Below are 17,020 nucleotides of genomic sequence, written 5' to 3' on the forward strand. Positions count from 1 at the left end.
GCTTGCGACGCGCGAACGACGTCACCATTGGGTCGGATCTGTTGGTGCGAAATGCCCGCGGTGTCGAACTGACGCCAGCGGGACAATCGCTGTTGTTCTATGCGCGTCATCTACACGATTTGACGTGAGGGGATTCCGAAAGCCAGAAACGACAAAGCCCTCGTATTTCTACGAGGGCTTTGTTTTGTATGGTGCCGGCACCAGGAGTCGAACCCGGGACCTACTGATTACAAGTCAGTTGCTCTACCAACTGAGCTATACCGGCGTGTTAGGGCGACGATTATAGCGATTGGGTTGGTTCTGTAAACCCCTGAATTCAGACTATTTTTGCGCAGGCGTCAGGCCGGCCCCGCGAACGCTTCTGCGGGGCCGGCCAATGCGATTGCTTTAAAGCGTTACACGCCGTTTTTCACCGCGTTGATCAGGTCCTGACTCAGCACCTGCGCGGGCGCCACTTGCACGCTTTGCGTGTAGAACGGCGGCAGGTTCTGGGCCAGTGTCGATAACGCTTGGGCGGTGGTGTTGCCCGGCAGCAGCACGTATTGGAGGTTGGACGGATAGCTCTGCGGCACGGGGCCTTCCATGGTCGAACCGTACGCGCCGAAGGTCATCACGGCCTGCGGTGTGGTGGGATCGGGTGCATAGAGGAAGACGAAGGTGCCGTACTTGGGATGTGTCAGGTATTGCTCGGCCTGGGCGCGAACCGCCGGGTCGGGGTCGTTCATCAGGGTCCAGCGCATGACCGCGTAGTTGCGGGTGGTTTCCATGAACGCTGTACGAATTGGCGACTGGTTCTCGACGCCTCCCAGACACACCAGCAGGTTGCCGAATGGATCGATGAGGGCTACCGAGTTGAACACCGGGCTGTGCTGTGCGGTTTGTAACAGTGGCGGGGCGAGTTCTGCGCCGGGGTCGCGTGGGTTGGCCGATTGCACGGTCAGCGCAAACGGGCTGAGCGCAGTCAGTGCCTGGCGGACTTTGCTGTCGGCCGGGAGGTTTGCCGGGTTTTGCAATTGATCCGGTGGCAGACCGCTGTTGTTGCTGGCCTCGCGTACGGTGTTGACGCTGGCGGAGAAGATCGAGCTGGTGAGGAAGTAAGCTGCCGAGTCGATGGTCTGGCCGCCGAATACCGGGCTGGTCGAACCTTGATAAGCCCGGCTGACAGGCGTCGCAATCGCGTAATAACCCCAGGTGTCCTGCGCCTGTTGGCGGATCTGCGGCGGCAGCGACGGAAAGGTGAACTGGCTGTTGTAGTTGATGCCTGCGTAGTCATCGATCGCACTGACGGCGACGTTAAACCCTGCAGTCAGCAGTGAACCAGCGCACATGGCGCACGGGTCCAGCGTGGTGACGACAGTCAACTGATTGGGCGGTGGCAGGTTCAATGGCGCGACGTTTTCGTAGTACCAGTCCACCAATTGCCGCTCGCCGTGGGCGGTCGGGTCATGAGGTAGAAAGTACGTGGTGCCACTGCCGGGGAAAGGCATCAGCACGTTGTTGTGCAGCGCGGCGATGACTTCGCCCGTTGCGTTGTTGATGATGGCGCCGCCCACCGCGAAGGTTTGCTGCAGCGCAGCATCAATGGCTTGGTTGGCGACGGTATCGACCGCTTCCTGCGCACTGTTCAATGTACTCATGTTTTTCCCAGCTCCTTGCTGTTTGAACGCCAGACAATTCTGGCGTTTGGCAAAGATAGTTGAGGTTTCGCAGGTCGTTTATGTTGTTTTGGCTGAATGCTTATGCACAACGGGATCTGTTCCGCATCTGCTTAGAGGCAAATTTGCGGACCCGTTCTCATTTGCTCGCAAATGCCTGTTTTTCCGCTTTTTTTACAGGTGTACGAAAATTGAACAGTTGTGTTTCAGCCCCGAAACAGCCGTATATATTGGATCCACGATAATTTCATCCCCAGAGTTATCCACAGGCTGAAGCGCTTTAAGGGCGCTCAGCCAGGATCAGGAAATTACGCGGTGTAAGCGGGGTTTCGCAGAAGGTTCCGAGGCGAACCGCATACCCTTGCTCGGCGAGGAAAAGGGCTCGATCGAGTACCAGCCACAGCTCCAATGGGCGTCGGAAAAGTCCGCGCAGTAGCTCGAGATTGCGCACTTCGGCCAGTCGCTGCCAACCGGAAGTTTCGAGCGCTGGCCAATTCTGCGGTCCGATTGTGGATAACTCCTTGAGCGAGGCCAAATGTTGGCAGTAATCGGCGAAAGATTTATCCAGCCAGGCACTGGGCAGCGAAGGGGTGGGCAGGTACTCGTCAACGCCGCGCAGTTGCCGTTGCAGCAGGTCGAAACCCAGGCGCCGGGCCATGGAGGTGTCGCGCTGACGTCGGACGCGAGCGCCGGCGGTGACGGTTTCGTTCATCGGCAGCGAGAGGTCTTCGAGCGACAGTTGTAGGTCGGATCGCATGCCCGCAGAGGAAATGGTCTGATACTCGCCCACACTGATCCGGTTGTAGCAGCAAGGGGCAATGGCCAGTTGCCTGCAACCGGTGGCGCTGGCGAGCTGCATCAGCCGCACATGCAGATCACCGCAGGCGTGCAGCGCTACCGGCGTGTGGTCAGCATTCAATAAAGAGGCGGCACCGGGCGCGAGTACATCTTGCTTGACATGCAGCGCATGCAATTGATGACGCTGGCTGAGTGCCTGACCGCTGGCGACCAGCGCCGGGTCGTATTCCAGGCAGGTTAGTTGTTGTCCGGATTGCAGCAGACGTCGACCCAAGTGGCCTTTGCCCGAGCACCAGTCCAGCCAATGGCTCGGCGCGTCAGCAAACTGCAAACGACTGGCGAAGGCCTCGATCTGCTGCCACTTGCGCCCCGGCACATCGACATTCAACCGATGGCCTGCCGTTTCAAGCGCATGCGCCGGCAACTCATCCACAGCGCTCAGCTCAAGGGACATCGCCGCCAATGAGGCAAACGGCTCCGGTGCGTCCAAAAGAGCTGGGTTGTTATGCGCGTGTTCCGCGTCCTCCAGCGATCGCCCTCGTAGCCAGGTCGCCAACTCAGGGTAGGACACTTCCCAAGGAAGCTGCAGATGAGTAAACGGCCGAGGCTTCCACAGCGCCTGATGCTGGATCAGAAAAGCATCCAGCTCCGCGAAACGGGCGAGTAACGCCTCGCCCGTCAGCACGCAGGCATCAACGCCCTTGGCAGGCATCGACGCGCAGCCAGCGCTCCAGCAGCTTGAAGCCGCGAACCAGCACATAAGCCATCAGCAGATAGAACATGCCCGCCGCGAAGAATATCTCCACCGGCAGGTAGGTCCGGGCAATGATGGTGCGGGCCATGCCGGTCAGTTCCATCAGGGTCACGGTGCTGGCCAGGGCGCTGGCCTTGAGCATCAGGATGACTTCGTTGCTGTAGGCCGGCAGGCCGATGCGCGCTGCGCGGGGCAGGATAATGTAGAACATCGCTTTGGCTCGGGACATGCCCAGCGCCCGGGCAGCTTCAATCTCGCCCTTTGGAATCGCCTGAATCGAGCCGCGCAGGATCTCGGCGATGTAGGCCGCGGTGTGCAGGGTCATGGTCACGGTGGCGCACCAGAACGGACTGCGCAGATACGGCCACATCGAGCTGTTACGGATCGCGTCGAACTGCGCCAGGCCGTAGTAGACCAGGAACAGCTGAACCAGCAACGGCGTGCCGCGGAAAAAGAAGATGTAGCCGTAGGGGAATGCCCGCACGTACCAGAGTCGCGACGAGCGAGCGATGCCTAGCGGAATCGCCAATAGCAAACCGGCGATTACGGCGATGGCCACCAACTCCAGGGTCAGGGTTGCGCCCTGAGCCAGTTTCGGCAGCCACTTGATGATGACTTCCCAGTTCATTGGGTGCTCCTCGCGAAGCCGCGAGCGGCGCGTTTTTCCATGAAGTACATGCCGGTCATGGCGAGAACCGTCAGGCCCAGGTACATGAACGCGGCCACCATATAGAAGGTGAACGGCTGCTTGGACACGGTCACGCCGATTTGCGCGTGACGCATGATTTCTTCCAGGCCGATGACCGATACCAGTGCGGTGTCTTTCATCAGGATCATGAACAAGTTACCCAGGCCGGGCAGGGCGATGCGCCACATCTGCGGCATGATCAGCTTGGTGAAAATACGGAATTTCGACAGACCCAACGCCACACCCGCTTCGCGGTGACCTTTGGGGATAGCCAAAATTGCACCACGAAACACTTCCGTGGCGTAGGCGCCAAAGCACAGCCCCAGCGCAATCACGCCAGCGGCGAAGGCATTGAGTTCGAGGTCGGGGTTGCCGAAGAATTCGCCCAGGGCACGCATCAAGTTGACCGTGCCGAAGTAGATCAACAGCACCCAGAGCAATTCAGGGATGCCGCGAACCAGTGTCGAATAAGTGCCGCCAAGCCATTGCAGCGGCTTGTACGGGGAAGTCTTGGCCAAGGCGCCGAGCAGACCGAGCACCAGCCCCAGGCACAAGGCCGAGAGTGCCAGTTTCACAGTCATCAGCGCACCAGCGGCGAGCGCCGGGCCGAATCCGTAGAGATCGATAGTCATGGATTTCTTTTCAAATCGCGGCAGGCAATGCCAGGGACTGACGCCGTCAAATAACGGCGCCAGCCCGGCAGGTCAGAATCAATAGATGCTGAACGGGAAGTACTTGTCGTTGATCTTTTTGTAGGTGCCATCAGCGACGATTTCTTTCAGTGCGGTGTTCAGTTTCGTACGAATCTCATCGCCTTTACGTACAGCGATACCGATCTTGTCGCTTTCTTCCACCGGGTCGCCTTTGAACTCATAAGAACGGCCGGCGTCGCTTTTCAGCCACTCGTAGTTGACGTATTTGTCCGCGAGGATGCCGTCCAGACGACCGGAGGTCAGGTCGAGGTAGGCGTTTTCCTGGGTGTCGTAGAGTTTGATTTCAACGCCTTCCATGTTGTCTTCCAGCCAGGTGCCAGCGAGGGTCGCACGTTGTGCGCCGATCACTTTGCCTTGCAGGGAAGCTTTGTCGGTTTTGAAGTCGACGTCTTTCTTGGCGATGAATTGCAGCTTGTTGGAGTAGTACGGGTCGGTGAAGTCCACCGCTTGCTTGCGCTCGTCGGTGATCGACATCGAGGAGATCAGGAAGTCGAATTTCTTGGCGTTCAGGGCCGGAATGATGCCGTCCCAGTCGGACGTAACCACGGTGCATTCGACTTTCATCTTGGCGCACAGGGCATCGCCGATTTCTTTGTCGAAGCCGACGACATTGCCACTGGCATCTTTGTTGTTGAACGGCGGGTAGGCCGCTTCGATGCCCATCTTCAAGGTCTCGGCGGCGGCACCGGCGCTGAAGGCCAGGGTGACGGCAGCTGCCAGAAAGATTTTTTTGTAGTTCTGCATGCGGGTAGCTCCGTTAGCGGTTGCTGGACATGAATTGTTTGCAGCGCGCCGAAAGCGGGTTTTCGAACACCTGCTGTGGCGATCCTTGCTCTTCTACCAGGCCCTGGTGGAGGAACACCACCTCGCTGGACACCTGACGGGCAAAGCCCATTTCATGGGTGACCAGCAGCATGGTGCGGCCTTCTTCGGCCAATGCGCGGATGACATTAAGTACTTCCTGGACCATTTCCGGGTCAAGGGCGGAGGTGGGTTCGTCGAACAGAATCACCTTGGGCTGCATGGCCAGCGTTCGGGCGATGGCCGCGCGTTGTTGCTGACCGCCGGAGAGTTGCGCTGGGTAGGCGTGGCGTTTGTCAGCGATGCCGACCTTGGCCAGCAAGGCTTCGGCGACTTCGATGGCCTCGGCCTTGCTCTGGCCGAGTACGCGGCGCGGCGCTTCGATGATGTTGTCGAGCACGCTCATGTGCGGCCAGAGATTAAAGTTTTGAAACACAAAACCAATCTCGCTGCGCAGGCGATTGATCTGCTTGCCGTCGGCAGCGACCAGTTCGCCATTCTTGGCAGCTTTGAGCTTGAGTTCTTCGCCGGCCACCAGGATCTGGCCCTGATGCGGGTTTTCCAACAGGTTGATGCAACGAAGGAAGGTGGACTTGCCGGAACCGGAAGAACCCAGGATCGAGATCACGTCGCCGTCGCGGGCGGTCAGCGAGATGCCTTTAAGCACCTCAAGCTGTCCGTAGCGTTTGTGCAAGTTGCGGATTTCAAGCGCGGGCGTGGCCTCAGCCATGTGCGTTCCTCATAAGTATTTCGCTCCTGCTGTTGGCGGCCTTCCTGGCGAGGCGGCCAAGCTAGCATAGCGTCTGAATGGCAGCCAACAGCGCTATGGGCGGTAAACGGGTGGCCTGTGGCAGGTTGTCGCATCGGTACAGCAGACTGTCGCGCTGCTATCAACCGAACAGGCGTTTGAACCTGCTTTTAAATACAAAACAGCCGCGGGTCCCGTAAAAAAGGGCGCGATGTTGCCAGCTTTGGCGGGGTGTTGGAAGCGCTAACCGGCCAAACGTTCCTGAGCTGCACTTTTATTGTGCGTCGGACCATTTTTGGGTGTGTTTCTGGTGCGCCGCTTCGTTCTTAAAGTGGGTCGCAGGGTAACGCTCTGGCGAATTGCCATTAATCTCAATGACTTGCGATGACTGTCCGGTCCGGCGGAGATCCCCATGCCTGGGCGTTCTGTAACATTTTGGCGCAATTATTGCGTGCAGAATACGGAACGCCCCGTTGGTTTCTTTTTACGAGAGGGAACACCACGCCGGGTGGACGTAATCGCTTTTCCTTACAAAGGTAGTTTCAATGAGCAGTACCCCAAGCTCCAATGGCCTCGAACAGGGGCTCAAACCGCGTCATGTGACCATGCTGTCGATCGCCGGGGTTATCGGTGCCGGCCTGTTCGTCGGTTCGGGCCACGCCATCGCCGCCGCAGGCCCAGCCGTGCTGTTGGCCTACGCTGCCGCCGGTATGCTGGTGGTGCTGGTGATGCGCATGCTCGGCGAAATGGCCGTCGCTTCGCCGGACACAGGCTCCTTCTCGACGTATGCCGATCGCGCGATCGGTCACTGGGCCGGTTTCACCATCGGCTGGCTCTACTGGTGGTTCTGGGTGTTGGTGATTCCGCTGGAAGCCAACGCCGCCGCGACCATCTTGCACGCCTGGTTCCCGAATGTGGCGATCTGGGCCTTCACCTTGGTCATCACCTTGTTGCTGACGGTGACCAACCTGTTCAGCGTGAAGAACTACGGTGAATTCGAATTCTGGTTCGCCCTGGTCAAAGTCATCGCGATCATCGGTTTCATCGGCCTCGGCATTCTGGCGATCTTCGGCTTCCTGCCGACCAGCCAGGTCAGCGGCGTTTCGCACCTGTTCGACACCCAGGGCTTCCTGCCAAACGGCATGGGCGCAGTGTTGGGCGCGATCCTGACCACCATGTTTTCCTTCATGGGCACCGAGATCGTGACCATCGCGGCCGCGGAATCGAAGAACCCTGGCCAGCAAATCTCCAAGGCCACCAACTCGGTGATCTGGCGGATTGGCTTGTTCTACCTCGTGTCGATCTTCATCGTTGTGGCCCTGGTGCCATGGAACGACCCGGTGTTGGCAGCCGTCGGCTCCTACCAGACCGTGCTTGAACGCATGGGCATCCCGAATGCCAAGCTGATCGTCGACATCGTGGTACTGGTTGCTGTGACCAGTTGCCTGAACTCGGCGCTGTACACTGCCTCACGCATGATGTTCTCTCTGGGCAAACGCGGTGATGCACCGGCCGTTTCCCAGCGCACCAACAAGAGCGGCACGCCGTACTGGGCCGTCATGTTGTCCACTGGTGCTGCGTTCATCGCGGTTTTCGCCAACTACGTGGCCCCGGCCGCTGTGTTCGAATTCCTGCTGGCCAGCTCCGGCGCTATCGCGCTGCTGGTGTATTTGGTGATCGCTATCTCGCAATTGCGTATGCGCAAGCAGCGCATGGCACGCGGTGAAAAAATCGCCTTCAGCATGTGGCTGTTCCCGGCCCTGACCTACGCGGTGATCATCTTCATCGTTGCGGCCCTGACCATCATGCTGTTCCAGGAAGCGCATCGCGTGGAGATCCTCGCGACCGGTCTGCTGAGTTTGCTGGTGGTGGCTGCCGGTTTGTTTGTGGCTCGTCGTCGCAAGCTGCAGAAGATGGGTGCGGTGGTGCTGAACTGATTCGTACCGCATAACGCAAACGGCCGCTGTCAGTGATGACAAACGGCCGTTTTTGTTTTTGTCGGTTGTACTGGCTCAATCGGGGTGAACCCAGTCTTCTGCGCGTAGCCCTGGAACCCGTTCAAATTCTCGTAGGTTGTTGGTGACCACTATGAATCCGCGTGAACGTGCGTGGCCGGCAATCATGTGGTCGTAGGGCCCGATAGGCGTTCCGGCCTTGGCCAACTCGGATCGAATCATACCGGTGTGCGCAGCCGCTTCATTGTCGAAAGGCAAGACCTCAAGGCGTGCCACAAAACCCTCGATCACCGCGAGGTTCTTTTCCGGTGCGGCCGATTTTTCGGCGCCGTAGAACAACTCCATCAGCGTGACGGCACTGATGCATAGCTGCCCGTTATGACGATTGAAAGCTTCTCGTACGATTTGCGGTTTGTTCTTGATGGTGAAGATGCAGATGTTGGTATCGAGCATGTATTTGATCATCAGAACGACTCACGCTCCTGATCGGCGGGTTGTTCACGATCGGTCATGAAATCTGCACTTACGCCATCCCCGTCAAACCAGCTGTCCCATGTTTCATCTGCGGGAGTGATGATGCGAGTCCTGCCGATGGCAACTACGTTGACTCGTTTCACGTCGCTTGGCATGGCAACAGCTTTGGGGAGGCGGACAGCCTGGCTTCGATTGCTCATGAAAAGGGTGGTCTGTTCCATTTTGGCCTCCTGCGGTTTTGTAGGTGCTGTGAGCCCAAAGAATAGATTTCTTAAGGGATATGTCAATGGGATATACGCGGTCGCTGACGAGGGGTCATGTCAGATCGTTTTGGGTTATTGGCTTCTCAAACAAAAAACGGCCGCTGTCAGTGATGACAAGCGGCCGTTGTTGTTTCTGAGGTGAGTGTTTACTCAGCCTTTTCTTCCAGCGCGTCCAGCGACTCGCGATAGCTGTCGAGCGCCGTGCCAAAGTCGGTGATGAACTGCGGATCTGTCAGCCAGGCCTGGGCGGTGTCGCGGTCCATGCCGTCGGCCCACATGCGGTAATCGATCAGCATGTCGGCGGCCAGGTGAGTGGGGGCCATGGCTTCGTTGTCGGCGTTTTCCAAGTCCAGCAGTTCTGGATGGTCGCTGATGATGCCGGCGAGGTTCGACAGCAAGGTCAGCAGCATGTCGTTGCGGCTGGTGGCTTCTGCGTCGCGCATTTTGCTGAACATCGCCAGGGTGTATTCCGGGATCGGCTCGCCGATTTCCCCCAGGTCATCGTCCAGCGCGACGGGTTTTCTGCCGTGGATATTGATTTGCTTGGCTTTGATCTTGGCGCGTTTGGCGCGTTTCTGTTGCTTGTTCAGGGAGGCCATGGGAACTCAGTTCGGTTTCTGTTGGTTTTGGGCCGCGATAGCTTCGGAAGCTGCCACGTAATCAATCTGGAAGGCCGGGGATTCGATCCAGGCCAGGGCACTGGCTTCGTCTGCTTCGGTGGACCATTGGCGGTACTCGATCAGCGCAGCGATGATGAAGTCTGTCGCTGTTTCTTCGCCTTCCTGCTCCAGCACCAGCGCGAGCAGCGGGTGTTCAAGAAACGCCGCGCACATAGCTTGTTGGCTGATCTTTTGCGCGTCGATCATTTCTTTGAACAGGTCGGTAAGGTCCACCGATTCAAAGTCGATACGATCATCGTTCGGGTCCAGCTCGACCGGCGCGGCAGCCCGTTGGGTGCGGTTCTGCTTGGCCTTGGCTTTGGCGCGTGTGGCGCGTTTTTGCTGCTTGTTGGCGGAGGCCATGGGCGTCGTTCCGTATTTCGTTGAGTGGGCGCATCAGTCAGTTGCGTGGCACTAGCCGCCCAGGTGTGTCGGGGGTCAGTTCGCCGGTCTGCAGCCAGGACAATGCAATGGGCCATAGTGTGGCTTGGTATGCGCTACGAAAAAAGGCGAAATGTCCGACTTCTTGTTCGCCGAGGTCTTCGGGGGTGATTCGCAAGTGGGCGTTCGTGCTGTTGGTGAAGTAACCGAGCAGGCGTTCGATGGCCGGAATTGTGCCGTAAGGGTCGTCGCTGATGCTGATGGCCAGGTTTTGTGCGGTGACGGATGAGAAGGGCAGTCGCCCGGATTTTGCGTGAAGGACGCGACCGCTGGGGCGTTTCTCGTAGTGCGCGGTGGGCATGCTCCAGTCGCGAACCACGCCAGCGGGGGTGTCCTCTAGCCAGCCGAGACGTTTGCCGGGGAAGTAGCCGTAAAGCAATGTCATCAACGGCATCACCAGATGCCACTTGCCGAACATCCGCCAACGATGGGCCGGCGCGTAATCGCGCCAGTAAGCGAATTGCGCACCGACGGTCACCAGACGTCGAATCAAATGCCCGGAAGCTCCCAGGCCCGCTGCACAGCCTCCAAAGCTGTGGCCTACAACATCGATGGGTTGCCCGGGAAATTCACGCTGAGCGCGCTTGAGCATCGCCTCAAAGTCCAGCGCGCCCCAATCTGACCATGAAGCCCGAAGCCCTTTCAGCGACACGGGTCGCGATTCGCCGATGCCACGGTAGTCGTAAGTGATCACGTCGAAGCCGTTGGCGTACAGGTAATCGGCAAAGCGCGAGTAGTGCCGACAGCGGACCGATGTTGCGGCGTTGATGATCACCACAGGACGGGTCGAGTCTTGATTCGCATGCCGCCAGGTGAAGCCGCCAAGGATGAAGCCGTCGGCGGCGGGTTCCTTGAAAGAGTCACCAGGTGTGCTGGTGGGTAACGGCAATTCAAGTTGCGTCGGGGCCAGTGGGGGCATGTCCTGCAAATTCATCGGCTTTGAACCTTTGCGGTTAGCCAGTCACCATAGTCTTCACGCCGTTTATGAACAATCCACCCGTGCTTGTCGGGGCCTTTGCTTGAGTAACCGCTCCTCAAGCACCGCCCACTCCCGATCCAGTTCTGTGCGAAGTTCCTCCTCGCTCGGCAGTACCAGTCTGTAGGTACTGGCGAACAGTTGTTCGTTGCCTTGCAGTACTGAATAGCGCACCACCGATTCATCTTTTTGCGCGCAGAGAATGAGGCCGACGGTGGGGCCATCCTCCGGTCCGCGCTTGAGGTCGTCGTACATGCGCACGTACATGTCCATCTGGCCGACATCCTGGTGGGTCAGTACGCCGCGCTTGAGGTCGAAGATGACGAAGCACTTGAGCAGGTAGTTGTAGAACACCAGATCGATGTAGAAGTCTTTGCTCTCGGTACTGATGCGTTGCTGGCGAGCGATGAAGGCAAAGCCTTTGCCCAATTCGAGCAGGAAGCCCTGGAGTTGATTGATCAATGCTTGTTCAAGTTCACTTTCCTGGATCAAGCCCGCATTGGGCAAGCCGAGAAACTCCAGTAGCACTGGGTCCCGGATGAAATCCCGAGGGCTGGCGTTCATTTGCTGGATGTTGGTGGCGGCTTCCTGTTTGACGGCACAGCGGTCTCGGCTTGCCAGCAGGCGTTCGTAGTAGAGCGTGTTGATCTGGCGTTCCAATGCGCGGCTTGACCAGTTTTGAACAGCCGACTCGTTCATGTACCAGTGGCGAGCGTGATCGTTTTCAACACGCAGTAACCTACGGTAGTGCGTCCAGCTCAATTCGTGACGCAGTGCGTCACGAATTGGGAATGCTTGATAGAACAGGCGCATGTAGCGAAGGTTGGAGATGTCAAAGCCTTTGCCAAACTCAGCTGTCAGACTCGTCGCCAGCGTCGCCAGCAACTGCTTCCCATATCCCGCCCGCCGAGCGCCTTCCTGCTCGAACTCCACAATATGCCGTCCGATCTGCCAACAGGTTTGCACTTGGACGGTATCGACCGCACGTAACACCTTCTGACGCGCTTCGCGGATCAATTCGCCAAGATTGCCGAGCAGTGAGGTTATTTGTGGATCTTTGTTACCGGGTTTGAGGGAGGTCATGACATTTTCCGCAGCTGAAGGAAACAGGCGGAAGAGGATGGCAAGAGAGTGATAGCCCGCGATGCCGGGCGTTGCTGGTAAATCGGAAGGAAAGGTGGATTTGCTTTGCAGGACCGAGCCGACGGCGGCTCATGCATGAAGAGCACAACACGTAGTCCAATTCGCAGTGACCCCAAGTGCGAATCGATCTAAAACTTGAACATTCAGCAACAAATCTAACGGGAGTAACGATTGGGTTCCGCGCAACCCGGGAGTCGCCATCATGAAGTACATCCATTCACTCTTGCCCATCGCCGCTGTTGGCGTATTGATGTTTCCCGTCATGTTGAGCGCTGCCAGTCTTGAACCCGTCGACAGCTCGGGCGTGCAAGTCCAGCCGCAACAACAAGGCGGGATCACTTACCTGTCCGGGGGGATCGGCGAGGATGAGTCGAAAGCCATCCAGCAAGCTGCCGGCTACAACCTGCACATGACATTCTCTATCGGTGTGGAGAACAAATACGTTCCCGATGTGGATGTGGTCATTCAGAAAGAACCAGGGCAGACGGTGCTGACGCTGAGTCAGGCTGGCCCGCTGGTGTACGTTCAGCTACCTCCCGGCAAGTACACCGTGGTGGCGACGCGTAATGGCGAGGCGAAGCATGACACTGCGGATGTAGGAAGCGGCACGGCCCGTAATCTGGTTTTTCACTGGAGTGGTGAAGAATAAATGGATGAGGTACTTACGTTGATCAGCCTTCCTTTGCCATTACACTCCCGCGCCTCATAAGCGCGTTAGAAGGGATGCTGAACTTGAAAGGGATTTTGCGTGTGGGTTCTGTCGTGAGCCTTGCATTGATGCTCGCCGGTTGCGGAACAATGATCGGCCGAATGGGTAACGCAACGAAAGTCGACTACTACAAAGGCGTCGATGGCAATCTGCAGTTGCTTGGCGTGAGGGGCGGGGATGGAATGCCGGCGGCTGTTATTTGTTACTTCATGATCGTCTGCCCGCTTATCACGGTGGTTTCCCTGCCCGTGGATGCCGCGCTGGACACCGTGTTGCTGCCGGTCGATTACGTCAACACGCTATGAGGCTTGCTTCAGCCTGAAGCGAAGGTTGATCAGCCAAAAGGCGACTCGGCTTTCCGTAAGGGAAGGAAAAAGTACCGTGGATGGGACAGCCGAATCGCGCCTGATCAAATCCAAGACATAAAAAAACCCTGAATCTTGCGATTCAGGGTTTTCGGTATTTGGTGCCCAGAGACGGAATCGAACCGCCGACACGGGGATTTTCAATCCCCTGCTCTACCGACTGAGCTATCTGGGCAACGGGGCGCATTAAACTGGTTTTTCAGGGGGTCGTCAAGAAAGTTTTCAAAAAAATTTTAATTATTACCGTCGCTTACGTTCCGACCCTCGAAAAAGCGGGATTATTCAGCCGGCGGAACGTAGCCGTCGGCTTTGGCGTATTCCTCGCCGGAGAAGTACTTGTCCATCTCGCCCTGAAGATATTTGCGGTCTTCGGTGTTCATCATGTTCAGGCGTTTTTCGTTGATCAGCAGGGTCTGGTGTTTCTGCCAATCTGCCCAGGCCTTGGCCGAGACGTGGTCAAAAATGTCCTGACCTTTTGCGCCTGGAAATGGAGCGCGCTCCAGGGCGGGCAATTCTTCTTTGTACTTGCGGCACATGATGGTGCGGGTCATGACGACTCTCCTGCGTTCAATACGGCAGCCGCGCGTTCGAGCAAGGTTTTGACCGGGGCGGCAAGGCCCAGGCGCGGCGGGGTGGCGAGGTTATACCAGAGCCAGTCGGCCTCGGCCACGTGATGGCCGGCCTCCTGGACCTGAACCAGCCAGGGTTCGATGGACAACTGAAAATGACTGAAGGTGTGTACCAGGCTCGGCAGCGCCTGTTGGCTGCCCAGTTCCAGCGAGTGCTGCGAAGCCAGATGTTGCAGGTCGTCGAGGTCGTCGAGTTCCGGCAGGCTCCATAGACCGCCCCACAAGCCCGTGGAAGGGCGACGGTAAAGCAGAATCGCGCCGTCACCGTTGGCGAGCATCGGCATCAGCGTACGCTTCTGTGGCACGGCTTTACGCGGTTTGGGGATCGGGTAGCGCGTCTCCAGGCCGAGCATGTGCGCTTCGCAGCCCTTTTCGAGCGGGCAGAGCAGGCAACTCGGCTTGCTACGGGTGCAAAGCGTGGCGCCCAGATCCATCATCGCCTGGGTGTAGGCGTTGACCCGATCATGCGGTGTAAAGCGCTCAGCGTTCGCCCATAGCTGTTTGGCGACCTTTGGCTCGCCCGGATAACCCTCTTGCGCGGTAAAGCGCGCCAGCACCCGTTTGACGTTGCCGTCGAGGATCGGCGCCCGCAGACCCATGCTCAGGCTGGCGATGGCGCCCGCCGTGGACAGGCCGATGCCCGGTAGATCCGTGAGTTTTTCCACATCGCGGGGAAACTCGCCACCGTACTGCTCGACGACAATCTTCGCGGTCTTCTGCAAATTGCGCGCACGGGTGTAGTAACCGAGGCCGGTCCACAGGTGCAGAACTTCGTCTTCCGGCGAGGCGGCCAGGGCTTCGACCGTCGGCAACGAGGCCATGAAGCGATCGAAGTAGTTCAGCACCGTGCTGACCTGGGTCTGCTGCAACATGATTTCCGAGACCCACACCCGATACGGGGTGATGCCTTGTTGCCAAGGCAAGTCGTGGCGGCCGTGGCGGTCGTACCAGTCCAGCACCGCCGATGAAAACTGCTCGGCTCTCATCGCTTGAACAGCCCCTTCAACGCGTTTTTCAGTTCAGGGCTGACCTTGTCGCCAAGCTTCTCGTCGATTTTTTCGCTGATCCGTTCGCCGGCCAGTTTGCTCGCGACCTCGCCCATGCGTTCGTTATCGAGGCGGCAAGCCTTGGCGCCCAGTTCCAGCGGACCACGGCAGCGCAGCGGCCACTCGATGCCGACGAACTTCTCGCCGACCTGGCAGGCAGGGTCCGGCATGTCGCTCTTGTCGCCTTCGACGATAACGCCCACGCGATAGTCCATGCCCAGCACCCGCAGATCGACATCGCCGTCGCCGTTGACGGTCATGCCCGGGATGCGCACTTTCAGGTCCGGGTTGCTGGCCACGCCGTTACGGAAGGTCAGGTTGCCCTTGAGTTCCTGGAACGGTGTGTCCTTGCCCCGTGGCTCCCCGCTGAGGGATTTACGGTTCAGGGTGGCGATGCCTTTGCACAGCTGTTGTTCGAGGTTGGCATTGAGCAGCACACCGTTGTTGATGACGAAACTGGCGTTGCCGTTGAGGGTTTCGATCAGCGCTTTCTGGCTGTTGCCGCTGCCGGTCAGGTTGCTGTTGAGCGTCACCAGACCTTTGACCGGTGGAATTTTACCCTGGCTTTCGAGGATTTTTTCCACCGGTACTTTGCTGATGCTCGACTGCATGTTCAGCGCTGGCACTTGTTGGCGCACGTCGAGCGTACCTTTGGCGTCGAAGTTGCCGTCGTACAGGTCGCCGCGAAGGCTTTCCAGTGTCAGCAGACCGCCCTGGCCTGTGGCCTTGAGCGCAGCGTTCTGTATCGGCAATTTATCGAGCGTCAACTGACCGAAGGTGAGGTCAGCGTCTACGTCGAGTTTGCTCAGGCGTTCCACCGGCAGCAGGCGCTCGTTGCTCCACGCGTCTTTGGTCGGTGCTTGCGGCAGCGGTGTGCTGCCCGCGCCAGCCAATGCATCGGCTTCGGTGCTGGCCACTTCGGCCTTACGCACTTGCGTCGCGCTACTGGCTTCGGCGGATTTTGGTGGCAGATAACGGTCGACGTTGAAGGTGTCGGCCTTGAGGTTCGCCCGCAGCGATTGTTTGGCGAAGTCCTCGACGGCGATGCGGCCGCTGAAGGTGCTGTCGTCGACTTTCAGGTTGATGTTGTCGAGCACCACACTGGTCGGCGTGCCAGCCAGGCGGCTGACTAACTCGACTTTGCTCAGGCTACCGTCAGCCATCGCCGGAAGCTTCTGGCCGATGCTGTCGACGAATTTCGCCAGATCGAACTGGGCGATCGACAGGCCGCCGCTGATTTGCGGGGTTTTGTCGAGGTCGTTGACCTTCAGTTCACCCAATGCGCGCAGTTGGTTGGCGGAAATCTTGATGCCAGTCCATTCGGCGACGTTCGCGGCTTTATCCAGCAGCAACTGGCCTTGAGCAGCGAAGGTCATGGTTTTGCCTTGCAGCGGATCGCCAGCCACTTCGCCAGTGAGTTTCATGTCTTCGAGTTTGTAGCGCTGCAGTGCGCGCTCGAAACGCAGCTCGCCGTTGAGCTCGGTACGGACACGCAAGACCGGCTGGTTGGTGCCCAGGAACGCGGTGAGTTTGACCGGGATGTTCGTGGAGTCATGCACCGGCCCGGTGCTCAGCTGGATGCTTTCGGCGCTGAATTGCTTGCCGGTTTTTTCGTCGCTGTATTCAACGCGGGCGTTGTTGACGGTCAGGCTGTCGATGTCCAGGCGAATCGGCTGGGCCGGTTTTTCCGCTTGGGCGGTGGTCTCAGTCGCTGGTTCGCCAGTGGTCGCGGGCGGCGTGGCCGGCGCCGGTGCCTTGCCGATGTCTTGCCAGTTGCCGTGGCCGTCCTTGTCGCGGTTCAGGCGCAGGTTCAGGCCTTCGACGCGCACATCGCTCATCTGCACTTCTCGGCGCAGCAGCGGCAGCACACGGACCGACAGACCGAGCATCTGCAAATCAGCGAACGGCTCGGTGGGCTTGGCCAGGGTCGCGACGCTGGCTTCATGCAATTCCAGGCCCAGCCACGGGAACAGGCTCCAACCGATATCGCCATTGAGCGTCAGCTCGATGTGGGCCTTGTCGCGGGCTATCTGGCGAATCTCGTCTTTATAGTCGTTGGGATCAAAGAGGTGGGTCAGGGCAAAGCCCAACGCCACAATGATCAGCAACAGCCCGAGAAGTACCAGACCCAGGATTTTGCCGAACGCTTTCATGGGCGAGTCCTTGTAGTTAGTCGAATTCGAAATTTAGCCGGGGAGTATAG

The 17,020-nt window shown here is 58.4% G+C and carries 18 protein-coding genes and 2 tRNA genes; 3 read left to right on the top strand and 17 right to left on the bottom strand.

Going from position 1 to position 17,020, the window contains the following annotated elements; all coding sequences use genetic code 11:
* Nucleotides 1–189 precede the first annotated feature (189 nt).
* The 7 genes from QFW87_RS01485 to QFW87_RS01515 all read right to left on the bottom strand — a co-directional run bounded on the left by QFW87_RS01485 (nt 190) and on the right by QFW87_RS01515 (nt 6,139).
* Nucleotides 190–265: transfer RNA gene (locus QFW87_RS01485), tRNA-Thr, on the bottom strand.
* 130 nt (nt 266–395) lie between these two features.
* A complete protein-coding gene (locus tag QFW87_RS01490; RefSeq protein WP_283189652.1) occupies nt 396–1,637 on the bottom strand; it encodes a nucleoside deaminase in 1,242 nt (413 codons plus the stop codon).
* A gap of 298 nt (nt 1,638–1,935) precedes the next feature.
* The gene (locus tag QFW87_RS01495) at nt 1,936–3,165 is read right to left on the bottom strand and encodes a methyltransferase (RefSeq protein WP_283189653.1); all 1,230 of its coding nucleotides are present in this window, start codon (nt 3,163–3,165) and stop codon (nt 1,936–1,938) included.
* Nucleotides 3,146–3,835, bottom strand: a complete 690-nt coding sequence (locus QFW87_RS01500; RefSeq protein WP_283182548.1) for an ABC transporter permease — start codon at nt 3,833–3,835, stop codon at nt 3,146–3,148. The genes QFW87_RS01495 and QFW87_RS01500 overlap by 20 nt, the downstream gene beginning before the upstream one ends.
* Nucleotides 3,832–4,527 carry an ABC transporter permease gene (locus tag QFW87_RS01505; RefSeq protein WP_149416717.1) on the bottom strand — a complete coding sequence of 232 codons (696 nt, stop codon included), beginning with the start codon at nt 4,525–4,527 and terminating at the stop codon, nt 3,832–3,834. Before QFW87_RS01505 ends, QFW87_RS01500 begins: the two co-directional genes overlap by 4 nt.
* A gap of 78 nt (nt 4,528–4,605) precedes the next feature.
* Nucleotides 4,606–5,352, bottom strand: coding sequence for an ABC transporter substrate-binding protein (locus tag QFW87_RS01510; RefSeq protein WP_095127574.1), 747 nt, complete (start codon nt 5,350–5,352; stop codon nt 4,606–4,608).
* Nucleotides 5,353–5,365: 13 nt separating this feature from the next.
* Nucleotides 5,366–6,139 carry an ABC transporter ATP-binding protein gene (locus QFW87_RS01515; RefSeq protein ID WP_007897462.1) on the bottom strand — a complete coding sequence of 258 codons (774 nt, stop codon included), beginning with the start codon at nt 6,137–6,139 and terminating at the stop codon, nt 5,366–5,368.
* Nucleotides 6,140–6,702: 563 nt separating this feature from the next.
* On the opposite strand from QFW87_RS01515, the gene gabP reads away from it, so the two are divergent.
* A complete protein-coding gene (gene gabP, locus QFW87_RS01520; protein WP_283189654.1) occupies nt 6,703–8,094 on the top strand; it encodes a GABA permease in 1,392 nt (463 codons plus the stop codon).
* A 75-nt stretch (nt 8,095–8,169) separates the two neighbouring features.
* Here gabP and vapC read toward each other — a convergent pair whose 3' ends face one another.
* The 6 genes from vapC to QFW87_RS01550 form a co-directional block, all read right to left on the bottom strand.
* The gene (gene vapC / locus QFW87_RS01525; protein ID WP_283189655.1) at nt 8,170–8,577 is read right to left on the bottom strand and encodes a tRNA(fMet)-specific endonuclease VapC; all 408 of its coding nucleotides are present in this window, start codon (nt 8,575–8,577) and stop codon (nt 8,170–8,172) included.
* A complete protein-coding gene (gene vapB, locus QFW87_RS01530; protein ID WP_283189656.1) occupies nt 8,577–8,807 on the bottom strand; it encodes a type II toxin-antitoxin system VapB family antitoxin in 231 nt (76 codons plus the stop codon). The genes vapC and vapB overlap by 1 nt, the downstream gene beginning before the upstream one ends.
* 188 nt (nt 8,808–8,995) lie before the next feature.
* Complete coding sequence (locus QFW87_RS01535) at nt 8,996–9,448, bottom strand: hypothetical protein (RefSeq protein WP_283189657.1); 453 nt, start codon at nt 9,446–9,448, stop codon at nt 8,996–8,998.
* Between the two features lie 6 nt (nt 9,449–9,454).
* Complete coding sequence (locus QFW87_RS01540) at nt 9,455–9,871, bottom strand: hypothetical protein (RefSeq protein ID WP_283182552.1); 417 nt, start codon at nt 9,869–9,871, stop codon at nt 9,455–9,457.
* A gap of 37 nt (nt 9,872–9,908) precedes the next feature.
* Nucleotides 9,909–10,883 (bottom strand): alpha/beta fold hydrolase, encoded by a 975-nt coding sequence (locus QFW87_RS01545; RefSeq protein ID WP_283189658.1) that lies wholly within the window; start codon nt 10,881–10,883, stop codon nt 9,909–9,911.
* Nucleotides 10,884–10,931: 48 nt separating this feature from the next.
* A complete protein-coding gene (locus QFW87_RS01550; RefSeq protein ID WP_283182554.1) occupies nt 10,932–12,008 on the bottom strand; it encodes a PDDEXK nuclease domain-containing protein in 1,077 nt (358 codons plus the stop codon).
* 262 nt (nt 12,009–12,270) lie between these two features.
* On the opposite strand from QFW87_RS01550, the gene QFW87_RS01555 reads away from it, so the two are divergent.
* Both QFW87_RS01555 and QFW87_RS01560 read left to right on the top strand, forming a co-directional pair.
* Nucleotides 12,271–12,717 carry a carboxypeptidase regulatory-like domain-containing protein gene (locus QFW87_RS01555; RefSeq protein ID WP_283182555.1) on the top strand — a complete coding sequence of 149 codons (447 nt, stop codon included), beginning with the start codon at nt 12,271–12,273 and terminating at the stop codon, nt 12,715–12,717.
* 161 nt (nt 12,718–12,878) lie between these two features.
* A complete protein-coding gene (locus QFW87_RS01560) occupies nt 12,879–13,082 on the top strand; it encodes a hypothetical protein (protein WP_349294103.1) in 204 nt (67 codons plus the stop codon).
* A 159-nt stretch (nt 13,083–13,241) separates the two neighbouring features.
* Here QFW87_RS01560 and QFW87_RS01565 read toward each other — a convergent pair.
* From QFW87_RS01565 to QFW87_RS01580, 4 genes are all read right to left on the bottom strand, one after another.
* A tRNA-Phe gene (locus QFW87_RS01565) sits at nt 13,242–13,317 on the bottom strand.
* Between the two features lie 103 nt (nt 13,318–13,420).
* Complete coding sequence (locus QFW87_RS01570) at nt 13,421–13,693, bottom strand: oxidative damage protection protein (protein ID WP_283182557.1); 273 nt, start codon at nt 13,691–13,693, stop codon at nt 13,421–13,423.
* Nucleotides 13,690–14,757 (bottom strand): A/G-specific adenine glycosylase, encoded by a 1,068-nt coding sequence (gene mutY, locus QFW87_RS01575; RefSeq protein WP_283189659.1) that lies wholly within the window; start codon nt 14,755–14,757, stop codon nt 13,690–13,692. Before mutY ends, QFW87_RS01570 begins: the two co-directional genes overlap by 4 nt.
* Nucleotides 14,754–16,970, bottom strand: a complete 2,217-nt coding sequence (locus QFW87_RS01580; protein ID WP_283189660.1) for an AsmA family protein — start codon at nt 16,968–16,970, stop codon at nt 14,754–14,756. The genes mutY and QFW87_RS01580 overlap by 4 nt, the downstream gene beginning before the upstream one ends.
* Nucleotides 16,971–17,020 lie beyond the last annotated feature (50 nt).

It is taken from the genome of Pseudomonas sp. PMCC200344, assembly GCF_030053095.1.
Lineage (GTDB): Bacteria > Pseudomonadota > Gammaproteobacteria > Pseudomonadales > Pseudomonadaceae > Aquipseudomonas > Aquipseudomonas svalbardensis.